The organism is Pseudarthrobacter sp. NKDBFgelt (assembly GCF_046097905.1).
Lineage (GTDB): Bacteria > Actinomycetota > Actinomycetes > Actinomycetales > Micrococcaceae > Arthrobacter > Arthrobacter polychromogenes.
In genome coordinates, this window is sequence record NZ_JBJURL010000002.1 from 51355 (window position 1) to 63930 (window position 12576).

At 62.7% G+C, this 12576-nt stretch carries 7 protein-coding genes; 5 read left to right on the forward strand and 2 right to left on the reverse strand.

The features are described from left to right. Positions 1 to 144: 144 nt before the first annotated feature. Positions 145 to 2808 carry a LuxR C-terminal-related transcriptional regulator gene (locus tag ACKAE7_RS00970; protein ID WP_408978286.1) on the reverse strand — a complete coding sequence of 888 codons (2664 nt, stop codon included), beginning with the start codon at positions 2806 to 2808 and terminating at the stop codon, positions 145 to 147. Between the two features lie 610 nt (positions 2809 to 3418). Here ACKAE7_RS00970 and ACKAE7_RS00975 point away from each other — a divergent pair. The 3 genes from ACKAE7_RS00975 to ACKAE7_RS00985 are packed head-to-tail and all read left to right on the forward strand — an operon-like array spanning position 3419 to position 7824. Continuing rightward, positions 3419 to 5275: a hypothetical protein gene (locus ACKAE7_RS00975; RefSeq protein ID WP_408978287.1), complete on the forward strand. Its 1857-nt coding sequence runs from the start codon at positions 3419 to 3421 to the stop codon at positions 5273 to 5275. Further along, positions 5272 to 6297, forward strand: a complete 1026-nt coding sequence (locus ACKAE7_RS00980) for an aminoglycoside phosphotransferase family protein (protein ID WP_188810687.1) — start codon at positions 5272 to 5274, stop codon at positions 6295 to 6297. The genes ACKAE7_RS00975 and ACKAE7_RS00980 overlap by 4 nt, the downstream gene beginning before the upstream one ends. A 51-nt stretch (positions 6298 to 6348) precedes the next feature. Beyond that, complete coding sequence (locus tag ACKAE7_RS00985) at positions 6349 to 7824, forward strand: O-antigen ligase family protein (protein WP_408978288.1); 1476 nt, start codon at positions 6349 to 6351, stop codon at positions 7822 to 7824. A gap of 312 nt (positions 7825 to 8136) precedes the next feature. On the opposite strand, the gene ACKAE7_RS00990 is transcribed toward ACKAE7_RS00985, so the two are convergent. Beyond that, positions 8137 to 9606 carry a lipopolysaccharide biosynthesis protein gene (locus ACKAE7_RS00990; RefSeq protein ID WP_191035100.1) on the reverse strand — a complete coding sequence of 490 codons (1470 nt, stop codon included), beginning with the start codon at positions 9604 to 9606 and terminating at the stop codon, positions 8137 to 8139. 360 nt (positions 9607 to 9966) lie between these two features. Here ACKAE7_RS00990 and ACKAE7_RS00995 point away from each other — a divergent pair, with 360 nt between their 5' ends. Further along, entirely contained in the window at positions 9967 to 11040 is a 1074-nt protein-coding gene (locus ACKAE7_RS00995; protein WP_408978289.1) for a glycosyltransferase, read from the forward strand. Positions 11041 to 11284: 244 nt separating this feature from the next. Continuing rightward, positions 11285 to 12568, forward strand: a complete 1284-nt coding sequence (locus ACKAE7_RS01000) for a hypothetical protein (RefSeq protein ID WP_408978290.1) — start codon at positions 11285 to 11287, stop codon at positions 12566 to 12568. Positions 12569 to 12576: the final 8 nt, after the last annotated feature.

Sequence of the window (12576 nt, forward strand, 5' to 3'; positions counted from 1 at the left end):
CTTCCGGTATGTCCGCTTGTGCTCTTGCCGTGAAGCAAAACTAGTCACGGAAAGCCACCTGCGGAGGGTTTGCACGGGCCCTTTGTGGGTCCCGCGAAGGAATTTTGTGGATAATGCGGGTAGCTGCAGCAGCTGCAGCCGGCACTAGAGAACCGGCAGGATGTACGGCTCCGGAGCCGCCTTTTCCTTGCTGGCAGCCAGGGCAGTCAGCTGGGCGCGTGACTCAACCCCGAGCTTGCGGTAGATGGCGGTCAGCCTCACCTCGACGGTCCTCACGGACACGAAGAGGGTGGAGGCGATCTCCTTGTTGCGCATGCCCCGGGCAACCATTCTTGCCAGGACGCGTTCGTGGTCAGCGAGGAGCAGCATGGCCGGGTTTCCCTGTGGGCCGGGTGCTTCCACCCGTTCGTCCAGCAGGAGCGCATCCACGTGCTGGATCCAGGCGTTGGCACCGACCTCGTCGAACATGACCTTGGCCCGCAGAAGACCGTCGCGGGCATCCCTCAGGCGGCCAAGTGCCTTCAGCCGTTCTGCATAGCACAGCATGGTCCGTGCCCGTTCGAGCAACGAATCACGCGAGTTCCTGCTGTCCAGGGCCTGGCCGAACAATTGCAGCGACTGCTCACCGTCCGCAAGGATGGCACGGCTGCGGGCAACCGCCATCATCAGCCACGGTGAACGCAACCCGACGGAACGGCTCTCCAGGCTGAGGAGGGCCTGGGTTGCTTCCCGGTGGCGTCCCAGCCGGACCAGTACCTCCACGAGGTCCGCGTCGCACCGCAGCAGCGTGGGATTGGTGAAACTCGTGCCAATCTCAGCCGCGCGTGAGAGCTGGGCAAGGGATTCTGCCAGGTCACCCCGAAGCAGTGCGAAGTGGCCCTGCCAGGCAGCAAGCTGGGCGGTGATGGCCGGGTGGCTTTCGGCGCCGGCGAAGCGTTGTGCCTCGACCGCGTAACTGTGGGCGAGGGTCTCATCCCCCAGCGCGTGGGCGCGCCAGACCCGGAAAACGTGGCGGAGCCCGCGGTGGTACTTGAACTCAGGTTCAAAAAGTTCAAGGTCATCCATCAGCTTGCTCGCCGTCCGGACGTTTCCTGCCCTGACCTCGTTGTCCACAGCCAGGAACAGGGCCGTTTCCCGCCAGTTCACGTGGGCGTCCCGTGTAGAGGTCCGCACCATGGCAAAGAGCTCCTGCGCCTGGTCGTAGCGCTCCGCGTAGCTGAAGGCACGGCCCTGGATCAGGAGGCCGGCCACGGAGCCGCCCTCAAGGGTGTACTTGCGTCCAGGCTGGACCCCCTCGCCGCTGGTGGACTCGGTGAGCAGCCTGGCACGTTCCGTAAGCTCAAGGCATTCGGCTGATGCCGCGTCCTGGAAATTGCCGGCGTACTGGAGAAGCTCGCACGCATCCTGGAATTCCCAGCGTTCCGCATAGTACACCGCGGCGACGGCGAGGAGATTGGCGGCGAAGGCAGGATCGTGCTGGCCGAATTCCTTCACCAGGCGCAGCACCATGCTGGAACGGACCGCTCCCCCCTGGATGAAGTCGATTTCGAAGGAGAGCCCCGTCAGCCGCAGAATCAAGGCAGGATTCCGGGTCACCCGCTGTGCCCATTCCAGGTAGCGCCGGGCGTAAACGAACTCACCCCGGTTGAACAGCAGCTCAGCGATCGCCGCCAGACGTGCCGCCGTTTCCGCTTCCCAGGGGTTGATGGTCAGGGCGCGTTCAACGTACTCCACAGCGAAGGACAGTTCGCCGCCCCGGATCAGGTCTACGGCATGGCGGAGCAAACCGAACGGGGTCTGCCGTTCCAGCGCCGTGAAGCTCAGATGCCACCTGCGGGCGTACGGGTCAGTGTCCTGGCACGCGTCCGCCAACGCCCGGTGGTTGGCCGTGCGGACTGCCGGGGTCATGGCGCCAAAGACGTACCCGCGAAGCAGCTGGTCCCGGATTGCAAGGTGCGGGCCAGTGCGGTGCACGATCCCGCAGGCCAGCAGTTCGTCCACGCCGGTCCACACGTCCTTGCTGATCTTTTCCAGCGTGGTGATGTCGCTCCGGCATGAGAGGGACAGCAGATCCAGCACGTTCCGTGCCGGCGCGGTCAGTCCGCCCACCACCAGGGCGAATTCCGCCTCGAAGCTGCCGTTCCCGGGCAGGGGAACCGGGAGGGCGAACTTTCCCTCGGCCTGCCGTTCCAGCAGCCGGGCATAAAGTTCGACGGCGGCGAGCGGGTTTCCACGGGTCGCTGCGGCAACTGCGTGGGCGGCCGCCGTCGTGGCTTGCCGTGCGGGGATTGCTTCAAGCATCCTCACGGTGTCGCTGTAGCTCAGCGCCTGGAGGTGCAGCACGGCCAGGCCGCTGAACGGGCTGTCGGGTGTTTCGTCACGGAGGCATACGAACATGGCAATGTCCGTTCCGGACAGGCGGCGGGCCAGGAAGCCGATCACCGCCTGGCTGCCCGGATCCAGCTGGTCTGCGTCATCGATGACGATGACCGTCCGGGAGGATGCGCGCTGGTGCAGGCCGTTGAGGAGCATTGAGGAAATGGCCGGCACGTCCAGGGATCCGGCAGTATCGCGCAGGAGTTCATCAGCGATTCGGTTGAGTACGGGATCATCCATGGCGTTGAGGAGGGCCGTGACACCGGACAAGGGCCAGTCGGATTCGAACGCGCTTGCCCCGAGGAAAACGGTTTTGTAGTCGGAAAGTGTGGGGATTTCTGACAGCAAGGCCGACTTTCCAACCCCGTGGCCACCGATCACCGCCAGGGCCGTGTCCTTGGGACCGCGGATCACCGAAAGAAGCCTGTCCAACTCCTTGTTTCGCCCTAACAATGACATGGGTCCCCAATCCTCGAAGAAGGAGACCAAATTCTTTCGTTAGTAGTTGTTCCAATACTGCATGCCGCCATCCGGTTATGGATATAACCATTGGGTCGGCAGGCTGTCGGCTTGCACCTCCAGCACGGTTCCCAGCCGTTAAGCGAATATAGCCCTGAATTTATGCAAAGCGCCATATATCGTTCACTTAGTATTTGCTCAAGATCACCCCTGCTTTTCCTCAAGAGGGGAGCGGATGCCCTACCTACCTAATGGCCCGCACTCCGCTGCCTCCCCTACCTAATGCCCACGACAGCCGGCGGGGTACCTATACCCGGCGGAGCCGGCAGCAGGATGCCCTTTACCTACGTAGTTCAAGGGGCCAGAGCCGAAAAATGTGAGTACCCACTACTCGTGCCGCCCCATTAGGTAGGGGGTAGGCTCTCGGGACTGCCATCGGATCAGCGGTGCCGTGCCTGCGTGCAGCGGGCAAAGCACCGCCGAAATTCCAAACTATCAAGAAGTGGTGAGCGAATTGTCGAATTCTCCCCAACTTCCGGTTTCCTATTCTGAGTCGGAATTTGCCAGCAAAAATCCACATGGCATGAATGCAGGCGCCATTCCAAAGGTTAATTCGGTACTGATAAAGGTGTTCCGGGAACTCGATAAGTCCGGACTGCCGTGGGTTTTGCTGCGGGGTGAGGATGACTTGGTGCGGCCTGCGGGGGACGTTGACCTGCTTGTTTCCGCTGAACTGGTGCCCGGCCTGGACCGTCATCTTGCCGGTGTGGGGTTCCGGCGCGTGGTCGCGTTGGGCCACGGGAGCCACCGCTTCTACTTCCGCTACCTCGCGGACGAGGATCTCTGGATCAAACTGGACGTGGTTTCAGACATCAGTTTTGGGCTGTTCCAGGAGCTCGGGACCGCCCTGGCCGCCGGCTGCCTTCGGCGACGCGTGGCCTTGGGGCCGTTGTGGCTGCCCGAAATCCAGGACCAGGCCTGGCTCCACATCCTTCACCTGGTGCTCGACAAGGGTGCAGTTAATCCCGCCAAGGTCCCGGCGGCCCGGTCGGCAGCTGCCGTGGCGACGGTCGAAAACCCCATCGCCCTGTTCCTGGACCGGAAATTTGGGACCGGAACAGCGGGGCAGCTGCTCAACCTGCTGCAGTCCGAGAATTTCGACGACGTCCCTGCCACCGCGGCTGACCTGAAAAGCCGGTGGGCCGGCTCCAGGGTTCCGCCGTGGCTTATCAGCTCGGGCAACAGGGCGCTGAGGCGGGTAGGCCCCAAGCTCAAGGGCAGCGGGCCCGTGGCAGGAGTGCTGGCCCCCGACGGGGCGGGCAAGACCACCCTGCTCCACGGCCTCCGCTCCAGCTGCCCCCTGCCGTCTGCCTATGTCTACATGGGACTGTGGTCCAGCAGTCCCATGGACCGCTGGCTCCAGAAGATCCGTGGCGGTTTCCTGGTCAGGAAGGTGTTCCGGATATTCCGCGCCGGACTGGCCGCGAGATACTACTCCCTCCGCGGCCGGGTGGTGCTGATGGACCGCCTCGCATTCGATGTCCTGCTCCCCGGCTCGAAGGCGGGAAGCCGCCTGGCTGCGTTGACGGATGCGCTGGCCCTGCGGTTCCAGCCACGCCCTGACCTCGTCCTGGTCCTTGACGTCCCCGGCGAGGTCATGTTTGCCAGGAAGGGTGAGCATACTCCCCAGAAACTGGAGGAATGGCGAAAAGCGTATCTGGAGCTGGCCGAGGAAATCCCCTCAGCGCACGTCCTGGACGCCAGCCAATCAGAATCCCAGGTCCGGATGAAGGCCAGCGAGCTCTTATGGAATGTCGCCGCACCCAAAGGAAAGGACGGGCAAGCCGGCACGGAACCGCTCCCCCTGCATCTGTGGACGCTGCTGGATTGGCGTTTCCTGCTTCCCATAAGCCAGCCTGACAAGCTCGGCTATGGAGGCGGGCTCAGCAGCGACGCGGTGGCGGCGATCAGCCTGCTGGACCCGTCCGCGCGCCGTATCGAGGCATCTCCCGGACCCGCCCCGGCCAATGAATTCGACGTCGTCCTGCTCTCCGAACCGGACGCGCGCCTGTTTGCCAGCGCCGCCGGGTCCCTCCGGCCGGGCGGGTGGATCTGCCTGCAGGTTCGGCGTTCATTCGGTTCCCGTCCGGGCCCGTACACCCTCGCAGGATGGAAGCGGGCGCTGGAGAGGTCAGGCTTCGATGACGTGGCGGTCTACTGGCATGTGCCAACACTCGAACGGCCGGCACGCTTTGTGCCTACGGCGTCGAGGACTGCGGTCCAAGATACCCTGGCGCATTATTCGGGCGTACGCTTTGGAAAAGCCAAGGCTGCAATCGGGAGGCTTGCGTTAAACCTGGGCATGTTCAATGTGGCCGCCGCTGAAGGCACCGTTGTTGGCCGACGGACACCGGAAGCCGGCCGGCAGGAGTTGCAGTGAAATACATTGACCAGATCCTCCGCGATAACTATCGGGCGCTCGAGCTGAAGAAGTTCGGCCTTACCGGCCAGTGGGAAACACTCCTGCTAACGCCGCAGTTCGTCACTTCCCGGCACGTAGTGGCGCTCATTTTTTCCACGGACGCCCAGGTTCCCCGGCTCGTGGTCAAGATCCCCCGCCAGCCTGGAGACAACGAAAGCGTGCGCAAGGAAGCCGATGTACTGCTGCAGCTCAAGTCGCTGGGAGTAGGGTCCGAACAGGGTGCCCCGGAAGTTGTGGGAGTTCTGGACGTCGGGGGACAGACAGTGCTGATTGAGACCGCCGTGGTGGGCAGTCTGCTGGAGCCCCACCTCGTTGTGCAGGACTTTCCCCGTGCCTTGGACGCAGGCCTTAACTTCGTCGCTGCGCTGCCGTGCACCAGGCCGGTGCCGGAAAACACGGACTGGTACCAGCGGACCATCGCCGGCCCCTTGGCCGAACTGGCATCGCTGCTGCCGGCGGACACGGAAGTGGCCCGGTTAATTGACCGCACCCATGAGGTGTTGGCGCCACTGAGGGCCGAGCAGCTTCCGGCAGTTGTGGAACATGGTGACCTCAGCTACCAGAACCTGTTCCTGCAGCCGAACGGCCGCCTCCAGGTGGTGGACTGGGAACGCTCGCGCCTTGATGGCCTGCCCGCCCATGACCTGATTTTCTACCTGCAGTACATTGGCCAGTCGCAGGAAGATGCGTTGTCCTCCCGCCGCCTTCAGCTCCGGGCCTTCGAGAATGCCTTCAGCCCCGGTGGATGGGCCTTGAAACCTCTGGCGCAACACCTGCGGCTGCGTGAGGTGGAACCGGAACTGCTTCCCTACCTGGTCATCGCGACGTGGGCGCGTTCAGCAGCCACAATGACCTACCGCCTGGCAGGCCAGGCCGTACATGACGGGGACACCGGCCACGTCCAGGCCGCAGTGACGGCGGATCGTGACTTCTGGCTCTGGCGCCATGCGGTCACCGACTGGGCAGCGGTCCCTGCCTAGGGCTGTGATCAGCCGCTAAATTGCCTGCAAGATCGACAGTCTGGGGAGAAGATGTACACCAAGGAAACGGCCTCCGAGTTCTCGCCCAGGCTGGACATCGTCCCTTTTCTGCTGTTCTGCGGCGGCCTGGTACTTATCACCATCGCCGCCAGCCTCGGTTCGATGGCGATCCTTGCCGCAGTGGCGGCAGTGGTCTTTTTCTCCGTCATAGCGCAATTGATTCATCGCCTGGCTGAGCGGAAGGCGGAGATTTCGTTTTTCCTGATCATTCCCACGATCATGTCAGCGACGCAGAACGTCTATTTGACTACCGTCGCGGGTGACCTCGACAGCGGACGGCTCCAATTTGCCATCATCCTGAACTTCCTCTTCTCGGTTGCCCTGTATCTGGTTTTGATCTCGGCAAGAAAGCCGGCCCCCGAAGGGAACGCCCTTCGGAAACTGATCAAAGCAGTGACAACCTGCCTGGCCATCCTTGTTCTCTACGGTGCTGCGACCGTCGTGTTGTTCCAACATGATTTGGCAGCAGCAGCCGCCTCCTCAAGGAACATCATGGCTCCGTTCCTGTTCCTCCTTATTGGCCTGCATGCCAGTGCCTGGGCCAGGCATGCCGTATACCTCCGCTACCTGGTAATGCTGGGCTTCGTGGCGATTGTCTTCGGTTTCATTGAAGCGAATACGCCTGATTTCTGGCAAACACTTAATCTCCGGGACCTGTGGGAGAAAAAGGGAATTTCTGTTCAGCAGGACTCCGGCCTGCCCAAGAACTTCTTTGCTTCGGAGCAGGTGGTTCCGGGTGAGTTCCTCAGGCGCATGGCGGGTCCCTTCGCGGACCCGGTGAATTTCGGAACCTTCCTCTTCGCCGTGTTCATGGCGGCTTGGTATCTCCGCGGGCTGCTCTGCCAGATCGCAACGGTGGCAGCGATGGTTTTGGCCGTCAGTAAGGGTGCGCTCGTTGGCCTGATCGTGTTCCTGGCATTTTGGACCCGCTTCTACTCATCGAGAACCAGCCACATCATTGCGCTGTTGCTGCTGGCTGCCGGGGCATACAACTTCTATCTGTTTACCGTTTCCAGTTCAACAGGCAGTACAGCGGCACACATTGACGGTTTCACCGCTGCCTTTGTGGAGTTCCCGCATCATCCCCTCGGGCGTGGGCTGGGCAGTTCCGGAGTCCTCGCTGGTCTATTTTCGGAAGGGTCCGAGTCCACGTCGGCCGTGACGGAGAGCGGACTGGGCATGGTTATCGGCCAACTCGGAATAGTTGGTCTGGCCGTGTACCTGGTGTTCTTTTTCCAGCTGTCGAGACACGTCCTACGGATCAAAGACCTCCGCGACAAGACGTTGGCGGCAGGCCTCCTGGGCGGGTTCCTCTTGAATGCCGCCTTCAATGAGGTAGCGCTCAGTCCCAACTCGGCGGCACCCTATTTCATCATCCTCGGCCTGGTCATCGGCTCGGACCTCGCGGCGCAACAGGAGCCGGACGCCGTGCCTGCTGTCCTGCGCAGGGAGGCATCCCCCTTGTAAGAGGGACCTGGTTTGCACGGGACCTGCTTTGTAAGGGACATGGTCTGTAACGGACGTGGGGCCGGAAGGGGACCTCTGGTTCAAGCAGGTCCTGGCGGGTCAGGCTGCCTTCCTGGCCGGGACCCGCCGTCGCGCTTTGCCGTTAGATGGCACCGGTGGCGACAGTGGTACGCCGGCTCTACGTACCTGCACGACTACCGTCTATTCCGCCGTTGTCATGCCGCCGGCAGGTGACCGTCGAAACCGGCTTGCCCGGACACGCTGACGCAGGCCGCATCTCCGTCTGAGCGGTTGATGATTGTCCGAGCCCTCCTATTCAGCGGGGGCGTCCTGCCGGCGGCGAACGAGGTGCAGCAGCTCATTGTGCAGGGTTGGGAATCCAAACCGGAGGACGCCATACACGGCGGCTATGGCGGTCACAAATACCAGCGCCGCTGTCAGGGGAGCCCCCAAGTAGGGTTGCAGGAACATGATTGTTCCAGCCGCCGCCACGGCGATGCTGCAGGCAAAGGCCGGCAAAACAGCGCGCAGCATTGCTTTTGGTCCGATGTGGATCACCTTTGCAGCTACCGTCTGCATTCCGATGGCAAAGAGAAGTGCTGTTGCCATTTGGGCGCACGCAACCGCGATGATCCCCCACTGGGCAGCCACCAGCAGGACCGGCACCAGCACTGCCAGCCGGATGAGTGAGAACGTGATCGAGATGCCGGGGCGGCCTATGGCCTTGTAGACGTCGTTCGCGCCCGCTCCCAGCGAGCGTGCTGCCGCATACAGGGCCAGGAAAACGAGCGGAATGACAGACTCAGACCATTGGCCGCCGAAGACCAGGGGGACGAGGATCGGTGCCAGAACTGCCAGGCCCACACCCGCCGTCATGCCGTACAGGGACTGTACGCGGACACCCTTCAGGTAGCCGTCCCGCAACCGTTCCGGCTGGTGCTGCACCTGGGTGTAAAGCGGGAACAGGACTGTGGAGAGCACAAAGAAGACGTTGATGATCAGGGCTTCGGGAAGCCTGAAAGCCAGCGTGTAGTAACCCAGGGCCTGGGCGCCAAGGATCACGCCGATGATCACATAGTCGATGTCGAAGATGAGCCGCGCCAGGAGATTGCTGCCTGCCACCGGAACGCCGAATTTAAGGTTTGCCCGGAGAGCGTCTTTTGCCACGCGCCAGATCTGCCAGGGAGCGCCCTTGCGGACCAGCCACCAGCACGTAGCTGCATACGCAACCGTCCCTGCCGCGGTGCCTGCCGCGAGCGAGAAGGCACCGTAACCTGCGAAAGCGAGGACCAGGCTCAGTACTCCTGTGACGAGCGCCCGGATAATCGGGGCCACCGCCAGCCTCCTGAACAGAAGGTCGCGTCGCAGCAGGGCTTCCGGAACCGCACCCAGCGACGTTGCCAGGACCGCGATGGACAGCACCTGCACCAGGGGGCCCACGTCCGGCAGCTGGAAAAGCCCGGCGATCCATGGCGCCGAAAAGAACGTCAAGAGTGCCAGGGATGTACCAAGAACCACTGAAACCAGCAGCGCCGAGCGGGCCGCGACGCCGGAGGGAGGCAAATAGACCAGCGCCTGCGCGACGCCGGCATCGGCAACTGTCTCGACGTAGGCCATGAGGACCAGTGCCGCGGCCACGAGGCCATACTGTTCAGGCGACAGGAGTCGTGCCAGCACGATCGTCGTTATGAGGACGATCGCCTTCCCGCCCACCAGGGCAAGCCCCTGCCACACCGCGCCCCGGAAGCCGACACGGGCAAGTCCACCAGCAACGTTCGTCATGGGTTGGAGCCTTCCTGTGGCCTCTTTGCAAAAGTTTACTGTCTGGGTACGGCCGGGTGGGAAGTATTCACAGGAATTGAGCAGTTATTGAGCTAAATACTGTTCCCGGGCATCTGAAGCCCGGGCTGCCGGCGTTCCAGGCCGACGGAAGGGGGAAAACGAATTGTTTGCTCAATTTTCCGGTGCGTCTCTGGCTGCTGGTGCATACTGTTGTCGAGGCCGGACGAATCCTTCGTGGAAATTCCCAGGGGCCGTGCCGCCTAATTATTTGTCCCTTTGGTGCAAAAGCGGAGTAACGTGGCTAATTCAGACGCAGTGCCTGTACCTAATAGTTCTCAAATTCCCGCCACACTCATTCTGGTGGCACCCCGTGTGGGTTCGGGTGGAGTCGGCGACTATGCGGAAGAGTTCATCGCCGCTGCTGTGCCCAACTTTTCCGCATTCCGTGAAATCAGGACTGAGGGACCGGGCAACGTCGGGCTCCGTGATGTGCTTCGTGACCGGCGAAGGCTCTCCAAAGCGGTGAAGGAATCCCTCGCTGCCGGCCGGGTGGTGGTTCACTTCGAGTTGTCAGCGGCGTCGCTGGGTCCCTTTTGGTTGCTGGCGGGCCGCTCGCGGGACATCACCACAACAGCTACCGTGCATGACCCCCCGCTGGCCGCGTGGTGGCCTTTCCGCTTCAAAGGGGTGGCCAGGAGCAAGCTGCTTCACCACGGCATCCATCTCCCGCTGCGCCCTGCCAGTGCCCGGCTGGAACGGTGGCTGTTGCGGGACGCCACCTTGTTTGCGCTCAGTGACGTCGGCGCGGCAGCGCTTCGAAAAACCTTTCCCGCTTGCAGGGTTCTCAGCACCTGGCACTTTGTGCCGCCCAGGCCTGCCCTGAAGCCTGCTTCCCAGCGTCCGCTGGCGGTAGGACTCTACGGTCACGCCTCTAAAGGCAAAGGGTTCGACAGGCTGGTCGAGCTTCGCCGCGAACTCCCGCCGGACGTCGAAATCCGCGTCGCCGGCAGGGGAACCGAACAGCTGCCGCCGATCCCCGGAGTCACCATCCTGGGAGCGGTCGAGGGGCCGCAGGAGGACGCTTTCTTTGAGTCCGTGAGGGCCATCCTTCTGCCCTACGACAAGACGAGCCGCTTTTATGGCAAAATCCTGCCTGCCTCCGGGGTGGCCTCAAGGGCCTTCGCATACCGCACCCCCGTGATCGGATTTGACTCCGGGACGCTGGGGGAAGCCTCCAAGGCCGGCGGGCTGATCGTGGTCCCCGCTTCTGTCCGGGAACTGGCAGAGGCTGCCCACAGGACCATCACCGATTCGGCCGAGCTGGAACGCCTCGACCGCCAGATAACAGGGCTGCAGAGCGAGCGGACGGTCGCCCTGGCTGCCGCGCCGTACCTGGCCTACTGGACGGGTGCGGCCAACGGGGGAGGTTCATGACGCACAGCTGGTTGTGGGTATCCACATACTCCCGACGTGGCACTTGTTGGGAGATGCTGGTCGGCATAGCGTGAGGAAGGACGGATTCCGTCATACGCGATGCTTGCGATACTGCGGGTATTGAAACCTGTCCGGATGATTCCGGGGCTTGACCCTGCATTGCAGCGATTCTGGAGGCGTTGCAGCAAATCTCGAGAGGGACGACCAACTCGTGCTACTGCCTTTCGTTGTTACCGCTTCCGCCGTGATCAGTCTGGTGCTGATCCTGGGGCGCTCCTACCACGTACTAATCCTGCTGGTCATTGCGGCCGGCTGGTCGCAGGCGCCGCTCATCACCCTCACCAGGTCTGATGCCTTCCAATACCTGGATGATGTGCCTGCGGCGGTTCTTGTTGCCGCCGCCGTTATCAGGTCCTTCAGCTCCCAGGACAAGCGCCTGCACAAGGCGCTTGGGCTGATGCTGCTGCTGGTCATCCTGGTAGGTATCGGATTTGTCCGATCACCGGATGCGGACATCGGCATTGCCCAGGCACGGCAGGTTCTCATGCCGCTTGGCCTGGTGTTCGCCGGCTTCGTCTACCGGGACGACATCAAGTGGCGGAAGATCAGCGCCTACCTTCTGCTGTTGGCCGGGCTGACCGTGGCATGGGCCCTGGCCGAGGAAGTCATGCAGGCGCCCCTCCTTGACCCGGCCTGGTACCACGTCAACGTTGTGGGCGGGAACCCCCGCAGCATGCGCATGGGATTGCCGCCCGCCTACTTCGCGGACGGAGTGTCCAACGGTGACCTCACCTTCCGCCCCGGCGGCCCATTCATGAACCCTCCCGTCATGGGCTTCCTGCTCGGCCTCGGCGCCTTTGCTGCCGTCGCAAGGCTCAGGAGTTTAGCGCGGCTGGGAATGCTTGCTGCCATCGGCGCAACCCTGTTTTTTGCATATGCCCGGGCAGGCATATTGATCTTCCTCGTAGTCACCGTGATCTACTTCATCTGGACCAAGGTGGGGAAGCATGCCGGCATTCTTGTAGGCCTCGGCCTTGGGGGGTACCTGTTCACCACCTTCATTGAGCAGGGCAACACCGCCAGCCATTCGGATGGCCTGTTGTCCGGATTCATGCTTGGCCTGCAGTCGCCCGCAGGCCTGGGCTTCGGCACAACGGGATACCAGGCCGCTCTTGAAGGCGCGTCCACCGGTGTGGGCAGTGAGAGCCTGTTGGGGCTGTATTTCGCGTGGATCGGGTGGCCCATGATTGCTGCCGCCCTCCTGCTCCTGATCCACCTCGGGAGGCTCCTCCGCCGTGTTCCGAGGACCCAAAGCCTGCCTGTGTGGCTGGCCGTGGGCTTCCTGCTGACCGTCGCTTCTTCCGAGTCGGCCTCCTCTATGGCATCCACCCCCGTCCTATGGTTGACCGTGGGATCGGTGGTGGCCATGACGGTACCCCTGAGGCCGACAGTGAGGCCCGTATCCGCGGTCATGGGTCCGCGCTTCGCATCCCGGCCATCGTTGCCGCGGTCGACGTCGCGTCGGTAGGCCGCCGA

Coding starts and splice junctions, on each gene's coding strand:
- ACKAE7_RS00975 (WP_408978287.1), top strand. CDS start 3,419: ATGAATGCAGGCGCCATTCCAAAGGTTAATTCGGTACTGATAAAGGTG.
- ACKAE7_RS00985 (WP_408978288.1), top strand. CDS start 6,349: ATGTACACCAAGGAAACGGCCTCCGAGTTCTCGCCCAGGCTGGACATC.
- ACKAE7_RS00990 (WP_191035100.1), bottom strand. CDS start 9,606: ATGACGAACGTTGCTGGTGGACTTGCCCGTGTCGGCTTCCGGGGCGCG.